This window comes from Aestuariirhabdus sp. LZHN29 (assembly GCF_049985285.1).
Taxonomy (GTDB): domain Bacteria; phylum Pseudomonadota; class Gammaproteobacteria; order Pseudomonadales; family Aestuariirhabdaceae; genus Aestuariirhabdus.
This window is the reverse complement of sequence record NZ_JBNIEU010000001.1, coordinates 50823-72174: the sequence shown is the minus strand read 5'-3', so window position 1 is coordinate 72174 and position 21352 is coordinate 50823. Positions and strand designations below refer to the sequence as shown.

22 protein-coding genes are annotated in these 21352 nt (G+C 56.2%); 21 read left to right on the top strand and 1 reads right to left on the bottom strand.

All coding sequences use genetic code 11. The features are described from left to right. Positions 1–29 precede the first annotated feature (29 nt). From trmJ to der, 19 genes are all read left to right on the top strand, one after another. A complete protein-coding gene (gene trmJ, locus ACP3PW_RS00330; protein ID WP_426414664.1) occupies positions 30–782 on the top strand; it encodes a tRNA (cytosine(32)/uridine(32)-2'-O)-methyltransferase TrmJ in 753 nt (250 codons plus the stop codon). Positions 783–785: 3 nt separating this feature from the next. Beyond that, positions 786–1586, top strand: coding sequence for a serine O-acetyltransferase (cysE, locus tag ACP3PW_RS00325; RefSeq protein ID WP_426414663.1), 801 nt, complete (start codon positions 786–788; stop codon positions 1584–1586). 152 nt (positions 1587–1738) lie between these two features. Further along, positions 1739–2221 (top strand): Fe-S cluster assembly transcriptional regulator IscR, encoded by a 483-nt coding sequence (gene iscR / locus ACP3PW_RS00320; protein WP_426414662.1) that lies wholly within the window; start codon positions 1739–1741, stop codon positions 2219–2221. A gap of 40 nt (positions 2222–2261) precedes the next feature. Further along, positions 2262–3476, top strand: a complete 1215-nt coding sequence (locus tag ACP3PW_RS00315; RefSeq protein WP_426414661.1) for an IscS subfamily cysteine desulfurase — start codon at positions 2262–2264, stop codon at positions 3474–3476. A 70-nt stretch (positions 3477–3546) separates the two neighbouring features. Further along, entirely contained in the window at positions 3547–3933 is a 387-nt protein-coding gene (gene iscU, locus ACP3PW_RS00310) for a Fe-S cluster assembly scaffold IscU (RefSeq protein WP_426414660.1), read from the top strand. Positions 3934–3964: 31 nt separating this feature from the next. Beyond that, positions 3965–4288 (top strand): iron-sulfur cluster assembly protein IscA, encoded by a 324-nt coding sequence (gene iscA / locus ACP3PW_RS00305; protein ID WP_426414659.1) that lies wholly within the window; start codon positions 3965–3967, stop codon positions 4286–4288. Positions 4289–4311: 23 nt separating this feature from the next. Further along, entirely contained in the window at positions 4312–4842 is a 531-nt protein-coding gene (gene hscB, locus ACP3PW_RS00300; RefSeq protein ID WP_426414658.1) for a Fe-S protein assembly co-chaperone HscB, read from the top strand. A 12-nt stretch (positions 4843–4854) separates the two neighbouring features. Continuing rightward, positions 4855–6711, top strand: coding sequence for a Fe-S protein assembly chaperone HscA (hscA, locus tag ACP3PW_RS00295; RefSeq protein WP_426414657.1), 1857 nt, complete (start codon positions 4855–4857; stop codon positions 6709–6711). 3 nt (positions 6712–6714) lie between these two features. Continuing rightward, positions 6715–7053, top strand: coding sequence for an ISC system 2Fe-2S type ferredoxin (gene fdx / locus ACP3PW_RS00290; protein WP_426414656.1), 339 nt, complete (start codon positions 6715–6717; stop codon positions 7051–7053). Positions 7054–7083: 30 nt separating this feature from the next. Continuing rightward, positions 7084–7278 (top strand): Fe-S cluster assembly protein IscX, encoded by a 195-nt coding sequence (gene iscX / locus ACP3PW_RS00285; protein WP_426414655.1) that lies wholly within the window; start codon positions 7084–7086, stop codon positions 7276–7278. Between the two features lie 147 nt (positions 7279–7425). Beyond that, entirely contained in the window at positions 7426–7857 is a 432-nt protein-coding gene (gene ndk / locus ACP3PW_RS00280; protein WP_426414654.1) for a nucleoside-diphosphate kinase, read from the top strand. Between the two features lie 36 nt (positions 7858–7893). Continuing rightward, the gene (gene rlmN / locus ACP3PW_RS00275) at positions 7894–9033 is read left to right on the top strand and encodes a 23S rRNA (adenine(2503)-C(2))-methyltransferase RlmN (protein WP_426414653.1); all 1140 of its coding nucleotides are present in this window, start codon (positions 7894–7896) and stop codon (positions 9031–9033) included. A 37-nt stretch (positions 9034–9070) separates the two neighbouring features. Further along, a complete protein-coding gene (gene pilW / locus ACP3PW_RS00270; protein WP_426414652.1) occupies positions 9071–9835 on the top strand; it encodes a type IV pilus biogenesis/stability protein PilW in 765 nt (254 codons plus the stop codon). Beyond that, complete coding sequence (locus ACP3PW_RS00265) at positions 9828–10811, top strand: RodZ domain-containing protein (protein ID WP_426414651.1); 984 nt, start codon at positions 9828–9830, stop codon at positions 10809–10811. The genes pilW and ACP3PW_RS00265 overlap by 8 nt, the downstream gene beginning before the upstream one ends. 4 nt (positions 10812–10815) lie before the next feature. Next, positions 10816–11928 (top strand): flavodoxin-dependent (E)-4-hydroxy-3-methylbut-2-enyl-diphosphate synthase, encoded by a 1113-nt coding sequence (gene ispG / locus ACP3PW_RS00260; protein WP_426414650.1) that lies wholly within the window; start codon positions 10816–10818, stop codon positions 11926–11928. A 76-nt stretch (positions 11929–12004) separates the two neighbouring features. Continuing rightward, positions 12005–13285, top strand: a complete 1281-nt coding sequence (gene hisS, locus ACP3PW_RS00255; RefSeq protein WP_426414649.1) for a histidine--tRNA ligase — start codon at positions 12005–12007, stop codon at positions 13283–13285. Between the two features lie 36 nt (positions 13286–13321). Further along, positions 13322–13993 (top strand): YfgM family protein, encoded by a 672-nt coding sequence (locus ACP3PW_RS00250; protein ID WP_426414648.1) that lies wholly within the window; start codon positions 13322–13324, stop codon positions 13991–13993. After that, positions 13994–15151, top strand: a complete 1158-nt coding sequence (bamB, locus tag ACP3PW_RS00245; RefSeq protein WP_426414647.1) for an outer membrane protein assembly factor BamB — start codon at positions 13994–13996, stop codon at positions 15149–15151. A gap of 130 nt (positions 15152–15281) precedes the next feature. Beyond that, on the top strand, positions 15282–16697 hold the full coding sequence (gene der / locus ACP3PW_RS00240) for a ribosome biogenesis GTPase Der (protein ID WP_426414646.1): 1416 nt from the start codon (positions 15282–15284) through the stop codon (positions 16695–16697). An 8-nt stretch (positions 16698–16705) separates the two neighbouring features. Here der and xseA read toward each other — a convergent pair whose 3' ends face one another. Then, positions 16706–18058, bottom strand: coding sequence for an exodeoxyribonuclease VII large subunit (xseA, locus tag ACP3PW_RS00235; RefSeq protein WP_426414645.1), 1353 nt, complete (start codon positions 18056–18058; stop codon positions 16706–16708). A 166-nt stretch (positions 18059–18224) separates the two neighbouring features. On the opposite strand from xseA, the gene guaB reads away from it, so the two are divergent. Together guaB and guaA are read left to right on the top strand one after the other, a co-directional pair. Next, positions 18225–19694, top strand: coding sequence for an IMP dehydrogenase (gene guaB / locus ACP3PW_RS00230; protein WP_426415890.1), 1470 nt, complete (start codon positions 18225–18227; stop codon positions 19692–19694). Positions 19695–19765: 71 nt separating this feature from the next. Next, entirely contained in the window at positions 19766–21343 is a 1578-nt protein-coding gene (gene guaA / locus ACP3PW_RS00225) for a glutamine-hydrolyzing GMP synthase (protein ID WP_426414644.1), read from the top strand. Positions 21344–21352: the final 9 nt, after the last annotated feature.

The following is a 21352-nucleotide window of genomic DNA, read 5'->3' as shown; positions in this document are numbered from 1 at the left end:
AATAGTAACCGCTTCGAAACGGAATCAGGGTGTCAGACAATATTTTGGTGGTGTTGGTTAATACTTCCCACCCAGGCAATATCGGTAGCGCGGCCAGGGCGATGAAAACCATGGGGTTGTCCAATCTCTGTCTGGTCGCTCCCGATCAATTTCCCCACGAATTCGCCACCAGCCGCGCCGCCGGCGCCGACGATCTACTGGAGCGGGCGCGGGTCGTACAAACCCTCGACGAAGCGATCGCCGACTGCGCGCTGGTGGTGGGTACCAGCGCTCGTGGTCGTAAAATACCCTGGCCGCTGTTAAATCCCCGTGAATGCGCCGAACGTCTTTTTCCCGAATCCCGTCAGCATAAAGTGGCGTTGGTGTTTGGTCGTGAAGATCGTGGTCTGACCAATGACGAGCTGGCGCGTTGCCATTATCATGTGCATATCCCCTCTGACCCTGAATACAGCTCCCTTAACTTGGGGGCGGCCGTTCAGGTGCTCAGCTATGAGCTGAGGAGGGAGGCCTTGGCCGCTGAAGGCGCAGCCTCAGTGGCGACGGAGTGGGATGCAGAGTACGCAACGGCGGGCGATGTCGAGGGATATTTCACCCACCTGCAGCAGGTGCTTGAGCAGATCGGTTTTATTGATCCATCCCATCCGGGGCAGGTGATGACTCGACTCAGACGGCTTTACAGTCGCCAGCGGCTGGATAAGATTGAAGTTAATATGTTGCGCGGCGTGCTCAGTGAAACTCAGCGAGGCCTGAGCGAGCCTCCAGCCACACAAGCGGAAGAGTGACCCATGTTTGAACGATTGCGAGAGGATGTCTCCAGCGTATTTCACCGTGACCCGGCGGCACGCAATACCTTTGAGGTGCTGACCTGCTACCCTGGCTTGCATGCCCTGTTGATCCACCGGCTGAGTCACGGGTTGTGGAAAGCGGGGTTTAAATGGCTTGCACGTTTTATCTCCAGTTTTGCACGCTGGTTCACTGGTATCGAGATCCATCCCGGGGCGCAGATCGGGCGTCGTTTCTTTATCGACCACGGGCTCGGTGTTGTGATCGGGGAAACTACGGAGATCGGCGACGACGTTACCCTGTACCAGGGGGTCACCCTTGGCGGCACGAGCTGGAACAAAGGCAAGCGCCATCCCACGTTGGGGGATGGTGTGGTGGTAGGGGCGGGTGCCAAGGTGCTGGGGCCATTTACGGTTGAGGCCGGCGCCAAGGTTGGCTCCAATGCGGTGGTAACAAAGCCGGTGCCCGCGGGTGCAACCGTGGTAGGTATACCCGGGCGTATCATTCCCCCGCGGGCCCCGTCCACCGAGACAGATCCCCAGCACGCGCGTCGCAAGGCGATGGCGGAGAAGATCGGCTTCGACGCGTATGGTATTACCGAAGATATGCCTGACCCCGTGGCGCGGGCAATGGGGGGAATACTCGATCACCTGCACGCTGTCGATGATCGCATCGAGGTGATGTGCAAAGGTCTAAGGGAGATGGGCGTGAAGAATTGCGATAATGCGCTGCCGGAGCTGCGGGATGAGGATTTCGAAGCAGTAAAAGAGGACGCTAATCGGAACGCGCAAGAGGCGGGGTAATTGGGCATCGAAGGTGCTATTATCCGGGTTCTTGATTTCGATCACTAATACCAGAGTGTTTTGCCGGGTTAAATACTTGACTGTATTGCTTGGTTATTGCAAAATCCCCGTATGACGTAGTTTTTCGAATCTGACACGGCGGGGTATTTCACATGCGTTTAACCACCAAGGGTCGCTATGCGGTCACCGCAATGCTTGATCTGGCATTGCATGCCGATAATGGGCCGGTGGCTCTGGCCGATATATCCCAGCGTCAGGGAATCTCTCTTTCCTATCTTGAGCAGCTTTTTGCCAAGCTTCGACGTCACGAGCTGGTGAGCAGTGTGCGTGGACCTGGGGGAGGGTATCGCCTGAGTCGCGCCAGTGGCACTATCGATGTGGCCCAGGTTATCGATGCGGTTAACGAATCGGTCGATGTGACCCGATGCAATGGCGGCGGCGGTTGCCAGCAAGGCGATGTGTGCCTGACGCATCACCTGTGGTGCGACCTCAGTGATCAAATTCATAACTTTTTATGCGGAATTAGCCTAGCTGACCTGGTCAAGCGTAGCGATGTACGCAGTATTGCTGCGCGCCAGGAGCGTACCGACGAGAGCCTCCTGCGGGGGCGTATTGAAGCCTCTTCGCTCAACTAGCGCTGAAACGAAATTGATTTGGGATTGGAGAAGTATGTAGATGAAATTGCCGATTTATTTTGATTACTCTGCTACTACGCCGGTTGATCCGCGCGTTGCGCAGAAGATGATGGAGTGTCTGACTCCCGATGGGAATTTTGGTAATCCCGCTTCGCGATCCCACCTGTTTGGGTGGAAGGCCGAGGAGGCGGTTGAAACTGCGCGCCGTCAGGTCGCTGACCTGATCAATGCCGATCCTCGTGAAATTGTATGGACCTCCGGAGCTACCGAATCGGATAACCTGGCGATCAAAGGTGTGGCCCACTTCTATCAGAAGAAGGGTAAGCACATTATCACCTCCAAGATTGAGCATAAAGCGGTGCTGGACACCTGTCGTCAACTCGAGCGTGAGGGTTATGAGGTCACTTATCTTGATCCCGACACCCAGGGCATTATTCACCCCCAGGCGGTAGCGGACGCACTGCGTGAAGACACCATTCTTGTTTCGCTAATGCACGTTAACAACGAGATCGGGGTGATCAATGATATTTCCGCTATCGGTGAAATTACTCGCGCCAACAAAGTATTGTTGCACGTAGATGCGGCCCAGAGCGCGGGCAAAGTGCCGCTGGATATGGAGAGTATGAAGGTAGATCTGGCTTCTTTCTCCGCTCATAAAGTGTATGGCCCCAAGGGTATCGGCGCGCTTTATGTACGCCGTAAACCTCGCGTGCGAATCGAGGCACAACAGCACGGCGGCGGTCACGAGCGAGGTATGCGCTCGGGTACATTGCCAACCCACCAGATCGTAGGGATGGGTGAAGCGTTTCGCATCGCTCGTGAAGAGATGGATAAGGACAACGAGCATGTAAAACGGTTGCGCGACCGTTTTTGGCGCCAGGTATCCGATATGGAGCAGGTGTTCCTCAATGGCGATGCCGAGCAGCGCGTGGCGGGTAACCTTAACGTCAGTTTTAACTTTGTTGAGGGTGAATCGCTGATTATGTCGCTTAAGGATCTGGCGGTTTCGTCGGGTTCTGCGTGTACGTCGGCCAGTCTTGAGCCCTCCTATGTCTTGCGTGCGCTGGGGTTGAATGATGAGATGGCTCACAGTTCGTTGCGATTCAGTTTTGGACGTTTCACCACCGAAGAGGAGGTGGACTTCGCGGTACAGAAAGTAAAAGACGCAGTCAGTAAACTGCGCGAGCTTTCGCCGTTATGGGATATGCATAAAGATGGTGTAGACCTGAATACCGTGGAGTGGGCTGCGCACTAAAGCGGTTCCCGTTGCACCCTGATTCGCGGGGATGCAAAACCTGGCAAGATAGACGATTGAGGAGTTAATCATGGCTTACAGTGACAAGGTGCTGGATCATTACGAGAATCCTCGTAATGTTGGCAAGCTGGATGCTGAAGATCCAGATGTGGGTACCGGTATGGTTGGTGCACCAGCCTGTGGTGATGTGATGCGTCTGCAGATCAAGGTGGACCCGGAAGGTATCATCGAGGATGCTCGCTTTAAAACATACGGCTGTGGGTCGGCGATCGCCTCCAGCTCGTTGGTGACCGAGTGGATGAAGGGTAAGACTCTTGATGAAGCCGAGCAGATTAAAAATACGGCGATTGCCGAAGAGTTGGCGTTGCCGCCGGTAAAGATTCACTGCTCGGTACTGGCAGAGGATGCGATTAAGGCGGCCGTTAAAGATTATCGAGAAAAGCACGCAGAATCCTGATCGCTTGTCCTGATCAGTTGAGGGGGAAACTATGGCAGTTACGATGACCGAAGCCGCAGCCAGCCACGTGGCCCGATTTTTGGAAAATCGGGGTAAGGGGTTGGGTATTCGCGTCGGGGTCAAGACCACCGGGTGTTCCGGCATGGGTTATGTGTTGGAGTTTGTTGACGAAGCCCTGGCGGAAGATGCCGTGTTTGACTGCGATGGGGTCAAGGTCGTAGTCGACCCCAAGAGCCTGGTTTATATTGATGGTACCGAGCTTGATTTCGTCAAGGAGGGCCTCAACGAAGGGTTTAAATTTAATAACCCCCAGGCATCCAGCGAGTGTGGGTGTGGTGAAAGTTTCAGTGTCTGAATGCAGCTAAGCGAGAGCCAATAATGCAGGAGGACTACTTTGAGCTGTTCGGGCTACCGCGCAGCTATCGGGTGGATCAGCAGGAGCTGGCGACCCGGTTTCGCGAACTGCAGCAGGTGGTTCACCCGGATCGCCATGCGGCTGCAAACGAGCGCGAACAGCGCTTGTCTGTGCAGTACGCTGCCCATGTTAATGACGCCTACCAGACTTTGAAGTCCCCCGTCCCCCGGGCGATCTACCTGCTGCGTTGTTGTGGCGTTGAGCCGCGTCTGGAAAACAATACGGTGATGGATGCTGTGTTTCTGATGCAGCAGCTGGAGTGGCGTGAAGCGGTGGATGAGTTGCGCGCCAGCCGCTCCGAGGCGGGGTTGGACGCATTACGCAAAGAAACAGATGCCCAGATGCAGCGTTTTCAGGATCAGTTTTCTGAGTGCTGGCAGGGTGGTGAGGAGGATCTTCAGGTGGCTGAGACGCTGGTTATGAAGATGCAGTTTGTGGATAAGCTGCATGAGCAGCTGGATCGGCTCGAAGATGAGCTGTTGGATGATTACTAATTCGGATTGGGCATGGCGTTACTACAGATAGCAGAACCGGGAGAGAGTGCGCAACCGCACCAGCACAGGCTCGCGGTAGGAATCGATTTGGGCACTACCAACTCGCTGGTAGCAACCGTTCGTAGCGGTGTCGCCGATACTTTGCCCTGTAAGGGGGGGACGCATTTACTCCCCTCCGTGGTTCACTACGGAGAGCAGGGGGTTCTGGTTGGTGGTAAGGCACGGGAGTTCGCGGCGCAGGATCCTCACAATACGATTATTTCTGTCAAACGCCTGATGGGGCGCGGGGTAAAAGATGTGCGTGCCCTGGGTGGCGTGATGCCCTATGACTTCACCGAGGGTGAGGGGATGCCATTTATTCGCACTCGTCAGGGGGAGCGGTCTCCGGTGGAAGTTTCCGCAGATATTTTGCGGGTACTTGCTGAGCGTGGTCAGGAGGCGCTCGGGGGTGAGTTGGTCGGGGCGGTGATTACGGTGCCAGCCTACTTTGATGAGGCTCAGCGTCAGGCTACCAAAGACGCAGCCCAGCTCGCTGGACTGAACGTACTGCGCCTTCTCAATGAACCGACCGCGGCGGCCGTCGCCTATGGGCTCGACAGCGATGAAGAGGGTGTGGTTGCGATCTATGACCTGGGTGGTGGAACCTTCGATATCTCCATACTGCGGCTCACTCGCGGGGTGTTTGAGGTGCTCGCAACCGGGGGGGATTCGGCTCTCGGTGGAGATGATTTTGATCATGGAGTCGCCAGCTGGATGTTACAGCAGGCGGGGGTAGATGAGGCGTCATTGACCTCGTCGACCCAGCGTGAAGTGCTCAACGAGGCGTGTCGTGCCAAGGTGCTGCTCAGCAATGAGGAGCGGGTCGCGGTGGGTTTTGGTGACTGGCGTGGCGAGCTTGACCGCGAGCAGCTTGATCGTCTGCTGGACCCTTTGATCGATCGTACTCTGCGTGCGTGCAAGCGCGCCCTGCGCGATGCCGGTGTGGGTGCCGAAGAGGTGAGTAATCTGGTGATGGTGGGAGGCTCGACCCGGATTCCTCGCGTGCGTGAGCGCGTTGCGGAGTGGGTGGGGAAGCAGCCCTTGATCGATATTGATCCTGACCGGGTGGTAGCAATCGGCGCTGCGCGCCAGGCCGATGTGCTCGCGGGTAACAAATCCACCGATGAGATGTTGCTGCTCGATGTGATTCCCCTTTCTCTGGGGTTGGAAACCATGGGTGGCTTGATGGAAAAGGTGGTGCATCGTAACACCACGATACCGGTCGCGCGGGCACAGGAGTTTACCACCTTTAAAGATGGGCAAACCGCCATGGCGATCCATGTGCTGCAGGGTGAGCGCGAGCTGATTGCCGATAACCGCTCGCTGGCGCGCTTCGTATTGCAGGGTATTCCGCCGATGGCCGCCGGTGCGGCGCGTATTCGGGTCACCTTTCAAGTTGACGCCGATGGTTTGCTTAATGTCAGCGCTACGGAGCTGGGTAGCGGAGTTGAGGCGGGGGTGCAGGTGAAGCCCTCCTATGGGCTTTCCGATGCTGAAATCAGCGGGATGTTGCAGTCCTCCTACAGTCACGCCTCCGAGGATCGTGATGCGCGCATGTTGGCGGAGCAGCAGGTCGATGCGGATCGACTACTGGAAGCGCTCGAGAGTGCGTTGGCTGTGGATGCGAATCTGTTGAGCGCAGATGAAAGAGAGGCGATCGACGCCGATATGGCGCTGTTGCGATCATTGCGAGAGGGTACCGATCGGTACAAGATCGAAGCCCAGATTGAGACACTTGCGAACGTGACTAGTGAGTTTGCCCAGCGCCGAATGGATAGCGGTATCCGTCAGGCGCTGGCGGGACATTCTATTGATGAGATTGAGGGCTAATTGATGACCCAGGTTATTTTCCTTCCTAACGATGAGTTGTGCCCCGAGGGTATGGTTATCGATGTCGCTCCGGGGGTAACCCTGTGCGATGCGGCTTTGGCTCAGGGGATTGAGATTGAGCATGCCTGCGAGAAATCCTGCGCCTGCACCACCTGTCATGTCATTGTGCGCGAGGGTTTCGATTCGTTAAATGAGGCGGATGAGCTGGAAGAGGATATGCTGGACAAGGCCTGGGGGTTGGAGCCGGAGTCGCGGTTGAGTTGTCAGGCCGTAGTGGGCGATGCAGATCTCGTGGTGGAGATTCCCAAATACACCATTAACCAGGTCTCTGAAAATCACTAAGTCGGCCGGGTGGCCGCTACGGAGCAGATTATGAAATGGAGCGATGTACAAGAGATCGCTATCGAGCTGGCGGATGGGCGTCCCGATGTGGACCCGCGCTACGTCAATTTCGTTGATTTGAGGGCCTGGGTGCTCGCGATAGAGGGGTTTGATGATGACCCGGGGCATTGTGGCGAAAAGGTGCTGGAAGCGATTCAGGCTGCATGGATAGAGGAAGCGGATTGAGCCCCTGAGCCCCTCCGGTTTCAGTATCAGCGCTTCGGAAACCCCTTACAGCACTAGCGTATTCATTTAAGCTAAACCTGCGTATAATTGCGGGTTTGGCTTTTCTGCTATTTATTTAATCATTTTTCTTTTATGGAGCCCGATTTCATGGCCGTTGAACGTACCCTTTCCATTATTAAGCCCGATGCTGTTTCCAAGAACGTTGTTGGTAAAATCTACAGCCGTTTTGAGTCCAATGGGCTGAAGGTGATCGGTGCCAAAATGCTGCACCTTTCTCAAGAACTGGCGGGTGGATTTTACGCTGAGCACAAAGAGCGTCCTTTTTATGGTGACCTCGTTGCATTCATGACCTCTGGTCCCGTGGTTGTTTCTGTATTGGAGGGCGAAAACGCCGTCGCTGCACACCGCGACCTGATGGGTGCAACCAACCCCAAGGAAGCGGCAGAAGGCACCATTCGTGCTGATTTTGCCGAGTCTATCGACGAGAACGCGGTTCACGGTTCTGATTCTCCTGAATCAGCGGCCCGTGAGATCTCCTACTTCTTCAAAGACGAAGAGGTCTGCCCGCGCACTCGCTAAGGGGGCGCAGGCTACGACACGCAAGTGGTGAACTCCATGTCCGAGACGCTTCAAAAAACCAATCTGCTGGGTTTGACCCGGGAGAAGATGGAAGCATTTTTTGTATCCATCGGTGAAAAGAAGTTTCGTTCCGAGCAGGTAATGAAGTGGATTCACCACCATCGTGTCGACGATTTCGAACAGATGACTAACCTCGGCAAGGCGTTGCGTGAAAAATTGGGCCAGGTGGCTGAAATTCGCGCCCCCGAGGTGGTGTCGGAGGATATCTCCGACGATGGCACCCGAAAGTGGGTGGTACGGGTCACCAGCGGAAGCTGCGTGGAAACCGTTTTTATTCCAGAGGATGGCCGCGGCACGCTGTGTGTCTCCTCGCAGGCCGGTTGCGCCCTCGATTGCAGCTTTTGCTCGACGGGCAAGCAGGGCTTTGATTCTGATTTGACCGCGGCCGAAGTGATCGGCCAGGTCTGGATCGCAGCCTGTTCCCTCAACAACCAGCCCGCCAAGATAGGCCGCTCGATCACCAATGTCGTGATGATGGGGATGGGCGAGCCATTGCTGAATTTCGATAATGTGGTCGATGCCATGACCCTGATGATGGATGATCTTGGCTACGGCATTTCAAAGCGCCGGGTGACCCTGAGCACCTCCGGAGTGGTGCCGGCACTGAACAGGTTAGCCGAGGTGACCGATGTCTCCCTGGCGCTATCGCTGCATGCTCCCAACAATGCACTGCGCGATCAACTGGTGCCAATCAACAAAAAATATCCATTGGAAGTATTACTTCCTGCCTGTGTTGATTACATACAGGGGCTACCCGACAAGAGTCGGCGTATCACCATTGAATACACCATGATTGATGGCGTAAACGATCGGCCAGAGCACGCCGTAGAATTGATCGATCTGTTGCAGAGTGTGCCCTGCAAGATCAACCTGATTCCATTTAACCCCTTCTCCTTGTCGGACTACCGCCGCCCGAGCAACAATACGTTGCACCGGTTTCAGCGTCAGTTGCAGGAGTCGGGTTACAACACCACAATTCGCAAAACCCGGGGGGATGATATTGATGCGGCTTGTGGGCAGCTTGCAGGGGCGGTTCAGGACCGTACCCGGCGCAGTGCGCGTTATCAACAGAATAGGGTGGAACCCGACAACCTGATTGCAGTCAGATCCTTATAAAATGAGACGTATTAAACGTAAGCGGGGGAGTTTACGAATGAGATCTTGTCTGGCGGCACTTGTTGTGTCGTTGCTGCTTAGCGGCTGTGTGACTGAGGAGTTTGGCGCTCGTATGAATCGAGACGCCGATCCTAAACAAGAGTTGAGTGATAATATTCGCCTGGCTAAAGCCTACATTCAGGAGGGATTCACTGCGCGGGCGATTGAACCGCTGCACCGGGCGCTGGAGTTAGACAGCCGCTCCGCGGAGGCCTATTCGGTACTCGCGATTGTCTACCAGATCGACGGCGACAATGACCTGGCTCGACACAATTATGAGCGGGCGTTATCGATCAAGTCAGACTCATCCGATATCCAGCATAACTTCGGCTCCTTTTTATACGGTCAGAAGGAGTACAAGGAAGCGATCAGGCATTTGCTGGTGGCTGCCCAGGATATTCGTTATACCCAGCGCAGCGTCAGCTTCCAGGTGTTGGGCCTGTGCCAGCTTAGGCTGGGCGATGATAAAAAGGCGGAGGAGTATTTTCTCCGGGCGTTGCGGCTAGAGCGCGGCCTGCCCCTTGCCAGTTTGGAGCTGGCTCAGCTGTATTACGATCAGCGCCGTTTTAATGAGGCACTGGGGAATTACGAGCGCTACCTGGAATATGCGACTCCAACGGCACGCTCTTTGTTATTGGGTATTCGCTTGGCTCGTGTGTTTTCCGATAAGGATCGCGAGGCCAGCTATGCATTACAGCTCAATCGCTTCTTTCCCGGCTCTAAGGAGTTAGAGCAGTATGAGGAGATGAAGACTAATGAGTGATGAAGACAAAGAAGGCGGTGTTGTGCCTGAAGTGACTGATACAGTAATCGAAGCGAGTGGACCAACGCCGGGTGATCTGTTGCTGGCGGCGCGCGAAAAACTGGGGTTGAGCGAACAGGAGGTCGCCGAGCGTTTGAAGGTGACGGTGGATTATGTTCGTGCGCTCGATAGTTGCGCCTATGATCGTTTGCCGGGCCTCACGTTTACCCGTGGATACATTCGCGGTTACGCACAGTTGGTAGAGCTCGACCCGGGTGAGGTTATTGGTCAGTTTGATGCGTTTGTGGGGGAGCAAGCCCCCAGTTACAACAGTGCAACGGTGCCCATGAAGCCGCTTAAGCAGCCATCCTCGCCGGCTTTCAGGTGGATAGCTTATCTGTTGTTAGCGGCGCTGGTCGCAGCATCACTGTTTTGGTGGCAAGGGCGTTCGCCTGATGTGGCGTTGGTGCCCGCGGAGCCGTCATCGACTGTTGCGGTCACTGCCGCGCCGGCCCCTTTGACTGCTGAAGAATCAGCGCTCGAAACCTCAGCGGTGGTGGAGGCGCAGGAGGCATCTGTTGTTGTGGATTCTATTACCCCTATCGCGCCAATGGCTCCCGCTGATGCTCAAACCGTAGCGGTCCCGCTGACCGCGCCTGCGAATGAGCCGGAGGCTGAGGTAGTGGTTGCACCCGAGACAGTTTCTGTGCCGGTGGTCAGTCTGCCGGTGGCAGCCAGTGAGGGTGTTGAGGGCCCTCTGCTGAAGATCGATTTTACTCGCGAGTGCTGGGTAGAGGTACGCAGTGAGAGCGGGAACGTTATGGTCGCCTCCTTGCGTGGTATCGAATCTCCGGTTTCTGTGAAAGTGTCGGAGCCGGTGCGCGTATTGTTGGGCGACGTCGGTGCGGTCTCTGCCTTCGAGTTTGATGGCGAGCCGGTGGTATTGGCTAATTATACCCGTGGGAAAATCGCCAACCTGACCCTTGGCGACGAGTAGTTTTATGCACAGTGAATCCCCGATTCAGCGACGAAAGTCGCGCAAAATACATGTCGGCAAGGTACCAGTAGGCGGTGATGCGCCTATCTCGGTGCAGAGTATGACCAATACTGAAACCTGTGATGTCGAGGCGACCGTCGGCCAGATCGAACGGTTGGAAGAGGCGGGTGCTGATATAGTGCGGGTCTCGGTTCCCTCTATGGAAGCGGCGGAAGCGTTTGGAAAAATACGCCAGCGAGTTAGCGTCCCCCTGGTTGCCGATATCCATTTTGACTACCAGATTGCACTTAAGGTTGCCGAATATGGCGTCGACTGCCTGCGTATTAACCCAGGTAATATCGGCCGCGAAGACCGTGTTCGCGCAGTGGTTGAAACGGCGCGAGACAAGGGTATTCCTATCCGCATCGGTGTCAATGCAGGCTCCTTGGAAAAAGATCTGCAGAAAAAATATGGTGAACCCACTCCGGCCGCGATGGTCGAGTCGGCGTTGCGCCATATCGACATTCTCGATCGCCTGAACTACCCCGATTTCAAAGTGAGCCTGAAAGCGTCCGATGTCTTTATGACCGTGGCGGCTTATCGCCAGCTCGCCGACCAGATCGAACAGCCGCTGCATCTGGGTATCACCGAGGCCGGCGGACTGCGTTCGGGGACGGTGAAGTCAGCGGTCGGGTTGGGGATGCTGCTGATGGACGGCATTGGTGACACGCTGCGTGTCTCCCTGGCCGCAGACCCGGTGGAGGAGATCAAGGTCGGCTTTGATATCCTGAAGAGTTTGAAATTGCGTTCCCATGGCATCAATTTCATCGCCTGCCCGAGTTGCTCGCGACAAAACTTCGATGTGGTTAAAACCATGAACGAGCTTGAGATGCGTCTCGAAGATGTTCGGGTGCCGCTGGATGTCGCCGTGATTGGTTGCGTGGTCAACGGCCCTGGAGAGGCGCGCGAAGTGGATGTTGGGCTCGCCGGTGGTTCTCCGAATAATCTGGTGTATGTGTCGGGAACGCCGGAATACAAGCTAAAGAATGAAACCCTGGTGGATGAGCTTGAGCGCACCATCCGGGAGCGGATCAAACTGAAAGAGCAGGAGATGGCCGCCGTTATTGCCAAAGGCTAGGTGGGGCCTCTGTTGCAGAGACTGGATATTCAGGTGGGCAATGCTTGCCTGATTCAATTTTAGTGTGGGGATTAGTGTGGCGAAACAGCTGCAAGCCATTCGTGGCATGAATGACCTGCTGCCGGAGCAAACGGTAGTGTGGCAATACTTTGAGCGCAAGGTTCGCAAGGTGCTGGCCAGTACGGGCTATAGCGAGATTCGTATGCCGGTACTCGAGCCGACAGAGCTGTTCAAGCGGTCGATCGGTGAGGTAACCGACATCGTCGAGAAGGAGATGTATAGCTTCGACGATCGCAATGGCGACAGCCTGACCCTGCGTCCTGAGGGCACGGCCGGGTGCGTACGGGCAGCCCAGCAGCATTCGTTGTTGCAGAATCAGACCCAACGACTGTGGTATTACGGGCCCATGTTTCGCCATGAGCGCCCGCAAAAGGGACGTTACCGTCAGTTCTACCAGATCGGGGTGGAAACCTTTGGTATGGAGGGTCCCGACATCGATGCGGAACTGATCATGCTGAGTGCGCGGCTGTGGCGTGAGCTGGGTATTCTGGACCACGTGCGCCTGGAGCTGAACTCCCTGGGTACGGCGGCTGATCGTAAGCGTTACCGTGAGGCGCTGGTCACCTACCTGCGAGGTCACGTAGACGCGCTGGATGAAGACAGTCGCCGGCGCCTGGAAAGCAACCCGCTGCGTATCCTCGATTCCAAGAGCGAAACCACCCAGCAGCTGCTGAAGGGCGCGCCGGTATTGAGTGACTACCTGGACGAGGAGTCGCGACAGCATTTCGTGGGCCTGCGGGCCATGCTCGATGAGGCCGGCATCGCTTACGTGGTCAATCCCCGTTTGGTGCGGGGTCTCGATTACTATGGTAAAACCGTATTTGAGTGGGTCACCGAGGAGTTGGGTGCCCAGGGTACGGTCTGTGCGGGTGGTCGCTACGATGGCCTGGTCGAGCAATTGGGCGGCAAGCCCGCTCCGGCAGTGGGCTTTGCGATGGGGGTGGAGCGGCTGATTTTAATGCTGGAAACCCTGGGGCTGGTGCCTGCCGAAGTACACAACCAGGTCGACGCCTATCTGCTCGTGCTGGGCGCAGACTGCAGTAGTTATGCACTCAGTCTTGCCGAGAAGCTGCGCCTTGCTGTACCTTCTCTGCGGCTGGTGGTGAACTGCGGTGGTGGCAGCTTTAAAAGCCAGATGAAAAAAGTAGTGCGCAGCGGAGCTCCTGTTGCGCTGATTGTCGGCGAAAACGAAGTGAAAACCCGTACTGTAGGGCTGAAATACCAGGATAGGGATGAGCCCCAGCAGACGCTCAGTCTCGAACAAACCCAGAATCTTTTAAACCAACAGCTGGCGTAAGCCGGGCGTTAAACAGGCGAGTAACAGGAGCCGAGAGTGGATATTTACCGTACCGAAGAAGAGCAGATAGCGGCGATTAAACAGTGGTGGAAAAACAATGGAACCGCCATCATGTTGGGGCTCGCGCTGGCCCTTGCCGGAGTCTTTGGCTATCAGGCGTGGGAGAAGAGTCAGCTTCAGAATGCATCCGCAGCATCGGCACTGTACCAGGAGCTGGCGGCACTGATGGTGAATAACCCACAAGCATTGACCGAGCAGCAGCAAAGCACGCTTTCTCACCTTGTCAGCACCCTCAAGCAGGAGCACGGTGGCACGGGCTACGCGGCAATGGCGGCGTTGTTGCAAGCTCGCCAGCACGTCGAGCAGGGTGATCTGGCCGCTGCGCGCAGCGAATTGCTGTGGGCCATGGAGCAGAAACTGGAGGCTAACCTGGAGGCTATTGTGCGTTTGCGCCTCGCCCGGGTTACCTACGAGGGTACTCAAGAGAGTGCCCGGCAGGCGTTGGGGCTGATTGACGGAGTTGATGCGGGGAGTTTTGTCTCCTCCTATGAAGAGGTAAAGGGTGACCTTTATGTTGCGCTGGAGCAGCCTGAAGCTGCTCGCGCCGCGTACCAAAAAGCGGTTGATGCGGCGCGTGAGCACGGGCAGAGCCGCCCTCTGGTTCAGCTCAAGCTTGATGACCTGGCGGTTGCGCAGGACGGTGTCTAAATGAAGTGGTCGCTGTGGCGAGTACTGGTTTGCTCCCTGTTGCTCGGAGGGGGGCTGGTCGGGTGCAGTTCCAATGGCGATGAAGAGGAGGTCAGCGAGGCCACTCCTCTGCAAAGCTTTGATGCCAGCGCCGAGCTGACCACCCTGTGGAGCGCCAGCGTTGGTAGCGGTACTGACGGTAAATATGTTCGTTTGCAGCCGGCCCTTTTCCGTGACGAGGTCTTTGTGACCGACGTCGAAGGGGTCGTGGTTGCGCTGGATCAGGAAAGTGGCAAGCGCCTGTGGCGCACAGAGCTGGAGCTACCGGTTAGCAGTGGCGTATACGCCGGCTACGGCATCGTCGTACTGGGTACCCAGGATGGCGAAGTTATTGCCCTTGATACCACCGACGGCAAGGAGCGCTGGCGCGCTCAGGTCACCAGTGAGGTGTTGTCGGTGGCCGATAGCAATGGTGATGTGGTCGTTGTGCGTACCATTGATGAAAAGGTGGTTGGCCTCGATAACCGCAGCGGTGAGCGCCGCTGGATATTTGAAAGCTCACAGCCGGTGCTGAGCCTGCGTGGCACCAGTGATCCGGTGATTCAGGATGACCGTGTGTATGTCGGCTTTGGTAACGGGTCGGTCAAGGCGCTGCTGGCTCGTAACGGAGTCTTGCGTTGGGAGCAGGCGGTTGCCGAGCCGGAAGGGCGCACCGAACTGGAGCGGATGATCGATGTCGATGCGTCGCCGCTGGTGGTTGATGGTGTGGTCTATGTGGTGAGTTACCAGGGCAACGTAATCGCACTCGAAGCCGATCGCGGGCAGTTGATCTGGCAGCGTAAAGCGTCCAGTTATGAGAGCCTGTCCATGGGGTTTGGCTATCTCTACATGGCCGATGAAAAGGGGTTGCTGTCGGCGCTGGACAAAAACAGCAACGCGATCATCTGGCAACAAAAAGAGTTGGAGCACCGCGAACTGGGCACCCCCGTTGTGGTCAGTAGCTATGTCGCGGTTGCCGACTATCAGGGGTACGTGCATTTTGTTTCCCAGACCGATGGCAGCTTTGTGGCGCGAACCCGCATCGACAGTGATGGCGTTCGTGGTCGTATGGTGGCTTTGGGCGGTACGCTCTACGCCTATGGAAACAGCGGCAAGCTGGTGGCGATTAAAATACAGTAGTGGCCCCAGATTGCTGATAGTGAACGGCTGCCCGCCTGTGCGGGTGGCCGTTTGTGCTCTATAGATTCGTTAACGCCGAGAGGCGCGATGGCGTGTACACTGGGTACAGGCATCAGGACAGGATAGATTTATGGTACCGGTTATTGCCCTCGTTGGGCGCCCTAATGTGGGTAAATCAACGCTTTTCAACAGCCTGACGCGTACACGTGACGCATTGGTCGCTGATTTTTCAGGGCTTACTCGTGATCGCAAGTATGGCGAAGGGCGATTGGGCGAGCGCCCCTTTATTGTTATTGATACCGGCGGTATTAGTGGTGATGAGGCCGGCATCGATACGGTAATGGCGGAGCAGTCGCTGCTGGCAATTGAAGAGGCCGATATCGTGCTGTTTATGGTCGATGGGCGCGACGGTCGCACGGCCGCCGAAGATATGATCGCCCAGCACCTGCGAACCCGCGAGAAAAAGAGCTTCGTGGTGGTCAACAAGATCGACTCCGTTGACCCGGACGGTGCCGCCAGTGACTTCTTTGCGCTGGGGATGGGGCAACCCTACCTGATCGCCGCCGCCCACGGGCGAGGGGTTCGGCAGATGATTGACAGTCTGCTGCAGGATTACCCTTTGCCGGAGGAGGTAGAGGCGGAGGAGGAGCAAGAGGGCGGTATCAAAATTGGTGTGGTCGGGCGCCCCAATGTGGGCAAATCAACTCTTGTTAATCGCCTGCTGGGGGAGGATCGGGTAGTGGTCTTCGACCATGCGGGTACGACTCGCGACAGCATCTATATTCCGTACACCCGCCATGACAAGCCCTACACCCTGATCGACACCGCCGGTGTGCGTAAGCGTGGCCGTATCAATGAGGTGGTGGAGAAGTTCTCGGTCATCAAAACCCTGCAGGCGATCCAGAATGCCAACGTCGTGGTGCTGGTGCTGGATGCCCACGAGGGGTTGGTGGATCAGGACCTTCACCTGTTGGGTTTTATCATCGAAACCGGGCGCGCGCTGGTGATTGCGTTTAATAAATGGGATGGCATGAGCCAGGATGAAAAACGCGAAATCAAGGAGGCCCTTGAGCGCCGCCTGGTATTCGCGGATTTTGCCCGTATCCATTTTATCTCTGCGTTGCACGGAACCGGCGTAGGGCACCTGTATGAGTCTATTGAGGAAGCCTACGAATGCGCCACCCAGCGCTGGACCCCGAGTCATCTCACGCGGGTGATGGAGGATGCGGTTGATGATCACCAGCCGCCGCTAGTACGAGGCCGCCGTATCAAGTTGCGCTACGCCCATTTGGGGGGCACCAACCCACCGGTGATAGTGATCCACGGTAACCAGACCGAGGCGGTCCCCAACTCCTATCGGCGTTATCTGGAAAACACCTTTCGTCGCGTGCTGAAGTTGGTGGGTACGCCGGTGCGCTTTGAGTTCCGTACCGGGGACAACCCCTTTGCCGGCAAGAAAAATAAACTAAATCAGCGCCAGATTGCCAAGAAGAAGCGCTTGATGGAACACATCAAGAAGTCGGATAAGAAACGCAAAAAGAAGTAGGTTGATCCTTACGCGCTGTCGTTGCGGGTTTCGAGCACTTCGCTGATCACGGTGCCGTCACTGAGGCGGTTCTGGATGCGCTCTCCCACCCCGACTTGCGCGCTGTGATGAATCACCCGTTGTCCATCCTCGGACAGGGTGATCGAATACCCACGGGCCAGGGTGGCCAGCGGTGATAAGGCTTCCAGCTGACCGACAGCGCCCCCCAGTGCAGTCTGTTGCTGTTGCAGTTGTTGTTCGATGGCGCGCTGCAAGCGTTTTCTCAGACCCAGGTATTGGTCCCGATGGTGCCCGATACGCGCGCTCGGTTGCTGTTGGCGAAGGCGCAGTTGCAAGTGCTGGTATCGCTGGCGCAGATGTTGGAAGCGCAGCTCCATCGCCCGCCGTAATCGCAGCTCCATCTCGTCGAGCCGTTGGCTCTGCTCCTGCAATTTCTGCCCTGGGTGGCGCAAGCGCTTGGCGGTGAGGGTTAGCTCGCGTTGACAGCTGGCCAGCTTTCGGCGCACCGATTCGGTCAATAGTTGCTGATACCCGGCGCTTAACGATAGTAGCTCGCCGCGGTCAGGGCTGATCAGTTCGGCTGCCGCCGAGGGGGTGGCGGCGCGTTGGTCGGCCACCAGGTCGCTGATGGTGAAATCGACTTCGTGACCCACGGCGCTAACCACCGGCACTGTGCAGTCGAAAATGGCTCGCGCCACGATCTCTTCGTTAAACGGCCAAAGGTCCTCCAATGAGCCCCCTCCGCGTCCCAGGATGATCAGGTCGAAGGGCTGCTGTTGGGCGATCTTCAGGGCTCGGACTATCTGCGCTGCGGCCTCGCTGCCCTGCACGGCGACGGGCAATACGCTAACCGCTATGGCGGGAAACCGTCGGCCCAGCACACTAAGGATATCCCGTATCGCCGCGCCGGAGGCTGAGGTGATGACCGCAATATGGCCGGGCAGCGAGGGTAGCGGTTGTTTGAATTGCGGGTCGAACAGACCTTCGCTCGCCAACTGGCGCTTGAGTTGCTCGAACGCCAGCTGCAAGGCCCCTGCCCCTGCCTGCTCCATGTGGTCGGCAATCAGCTGAAAATCGCCGCGCCCCTCGTAGAGGCTTACTTTTCCGCGAACAGCCAGCTGCATCCCCTCCTGGGGGGTAAACCGCAGCATCTGGTTGCGGTTGCGGAACATGGCACAGCGGATCTGGGCCTGGCTGTCCTTGAGGGTAAAGTACCAGTGGCCCGAACTGGGTCGCGACAGGTTGGATATCTCCCCTTCTACCCAGACCGTACCGAAGCTGACCTCCAGCAAACGGCGGACATTACGGTTTAGATCGCTGACGCTGAGGCGAGTAGGGGGGGTGGGAGTTGTTATCTGCATAGGCAGCATCTTACCGGAGCGGGTGTAGCTTGCCTATGCTGGCGCTGAAGCAACGCCTTTTTGCAGTGGCTATGTAGAAATACCTATGTTGTGGGAGCAAGGGGCAGCGGCTATAATGGGAAAATTTTATTTCGCCCACCCTCCCACCACGGTTTCGGTATTAGTTATGCTGCGAATTGCTCAAGAAGCGCTCACCTTTGATGATGTTTTGTTGTTACCCGGTTACTCGGAAGTTTTGCCCAAGGAGGTTTCGCTTCAGACGAAACTGACGCGGGAGATCACCCTCAATATCCCCGTCCTCTCATCGGCGATGGATACCGTCACCGAATCTCGTCTCGCCATCGCAATGGCACAGGAGGGTGGTATCGGGGTAATCCATAAAAACATGACCATAGAGGAGCAGGCGCGTGAAGTGCGTGCTGTAAAGAAATACGAAAGTGGAGTGGTAAAGGATCCGGTTACGATCGAATCCGGTGCCACTGTGCGTGAGTTGGTCGAGCTGAGCCGGCTGCACAACTTCTCCGGCATGCCGGTGATGGAGCGCGGCGCGCTGGTCGGTATCGTCACCAGCCGTGATGTGCGTTTCGTCGAGGATATGCGTAAAACGGTTGCCAGCATCATGACTCCTAAAGAGAAACTGGTCACGGTCAAAGAGGGTGCGGATCAGGAAACGGTGCGTGCCTTGCTGCACAAGCACCGGATTGAAAAAGTGCTGGTGGTGAATGACAAGTTCCAGTTAACGGGCATGATGACGGTAAAGGACATTAAAAAAGCTCAGGAATACCCCAACGCCTGTAAAGATGACCAGGGTCGTTTACGGGTTGCTGCGGCGGTAGGTACCGGCGCGGACACGGGGGATCGGGTTAAGGCACTGGCGGAAGCCGGCGTTGACGTGATCGTCGTGGATACTGCCCACGGCCATTCTCGCGGTGTTATTGAGCGGGTACGCTGGGTGAAGACGAACTATCCCCAGGTGCAGGTGATCGGTGGCAATATCGCTACCGCAGACGCTGCACTGGCATTGGCCGACGCGGGTGCCGACGCGGTTAAGGTGGGTATTGGTCCGGGTTCTATCTGTACCACTCGAATCGTAACCGGTATCGGGGTGCCACAGATCAGTGCGGTTGCTAACGTTGCCGAGGTGATGCGCGAAAAGGGCATACCCGTTATCGCCGATGGCGGTATCCGCTTTTCTGGAGATATCGCCAAAGCGGTAGCCGCCGGCGCCAGTGTCGTGATGATGGGCAGCATGTTGGCAGGCACCGAAGAGGCGCCTGGCGAGGTGGAACTTTATCAGGGGCGTAGTTACAAATCCTACCGTGGTATGGGCTCTATGGGGGCGATGTCTCAAAGTACAGGGTCCAGTGATCGATATTTCCAGGATGCCAAGGAGGGAGTAGAAAAATTGGTTCCCGAGGGGATTGAGGGCCGGGTTCCCTATAAGGGGCCGATGGCAGCGATCGTGCATCAGATGGTCGGAGGCTTGCGGGCCGCAATGGGCTACACCGGCTGTGCAACCGTTGAGCAGATGCGAACGATTCCCCAGTTTGTTCGGGTGACTTCTGCTGGTATGAGTGAGAGTCATGTTCACGACGTGACCATTACCAAAGAAGCTCCAAATTATCGTGTAGGCTAACTACAGGATCCGTATATAGGCGGGCGGAGCCAGTCTCCGCCTTATTCAGGTTTACCGGCAAGAGACCCACGATGTCACTCGATATTCACGCTCAACGAATTCTTATCCTTGATTTTGGTTCCCAGTATTCTCAGCTAATTGCACGTCGAGTGCGCGAGATAGGGGTCTATTGTGAGCTGCGCGCGTTTGATATGGACGCTGGCGAGATCCGAGACTTTAATCCTCGCGCTATAATTCTTGCCGGTGGCCCAGAGTCGGTAACCGGCAGTGATACACCGCGTTGTCCGGATATCGTGTTTGAGTTGGGGGTTCCGGTACTGGGGATCTGCTACGGCATGCAGACCATGGCCGAGCAGTTGGGCGGTAAGGTCCAGACATCCAGCCTGCGTGAGTTCGGTTACGCCCAGGTCAACGTAGAGGCTGCGTCCAGTTTGCTCAAGGGTATCGAGGATCACGTCAGTGACGAAGGTGTATTGTCATTGGATGTATGGATGAGTCATGGTGATAAGGTGTCGAAAGTTCCCACCGGTTTTGAGGTGATGGCCTCTACTGAGAGCTGTCCGGTTGCGGGTATGGCGGATGAGCAGCGTCACTTTTACGGTGTTCAGTTTCACCCCGAAGTCACCCATACCAAACAGGGTGCTCGCATCCTGACGCGTTTTATCTGCGATATTGCCGGTTGCGAAGCCCTGTGGAACCCCTCCAATATTGTCGATGATGCGATCGAGCGAGTACGCGCCCAGGTCGGCACTAATAAGGTATTGCTGGGTCTGTCGGGAGGTGTCGATTCGTCGGTAGTCGCGGCATTGCTGCATAGGGCTATTGGTGACCAGCTAACCTGTGTATTCGTTGATAACGGCCTCCTGCGCTTGCACGAAGGTGATCAGGTCATGGCTATGTTTGCGGAAAACATGGGTGTAAAGGTGATTCGCGTAGACGCCCAGGATCTGTTTTTGGGTAAGTTGAACGGCATTAACGACCCGGAACAAAAACGCAAGATTATTGGCAATACCTTTATAGAAGTGTTCGATGAAGAGGCTATTAAGCTAAAGGATGTTCACTTTTTAGCACAAGGAACCATCTACCCTGATGTGATTGAGTCTGCTGGTGCAAAAACGGGCAAAGCTCATGTTATTAAGTCCCACCACAACGTGGGAGGTCTCCCGGATGATATGAAGATGGATCTGGTGGAACCGCTGCGGGAGCTGTTTAAGGATGAGGTCCGTAAGATTGGCCTCGAGCTCGGGCTACCCTACGATATGGTCTACCGCCATCCGTTCCCGGGTCCAGGCCTGGGCGTGCGCATTTTGGGTGAGGTCAAAAAGGAGTACGCGGACTTGCTACGTAGCGCCGATGCGATCTTTATTGAAGAGCTGCGCAATGCTGATTGGTACCACAAGGTGAGTCAGGCATTCGTGGTATTTTTGCCGGTTAAATCTGTTGGTGTGGTCGGTGACGGCCGCCGTTACGAATACGTCGTTTCCCTGCGCGCGGTAGAGACTATCGACTTTATGACGGCGCGCTGGGCGCACCTTCCTTACGAGCTGCTTGAGAAAGTCTCCAACCGGATCATCAACGAGATCTCCGGTATCTCCCGTGTTGCCTACGACGTATCCAGCAAGCCACCAGCTACTATTGAATGGGAGTGATTTTACGGG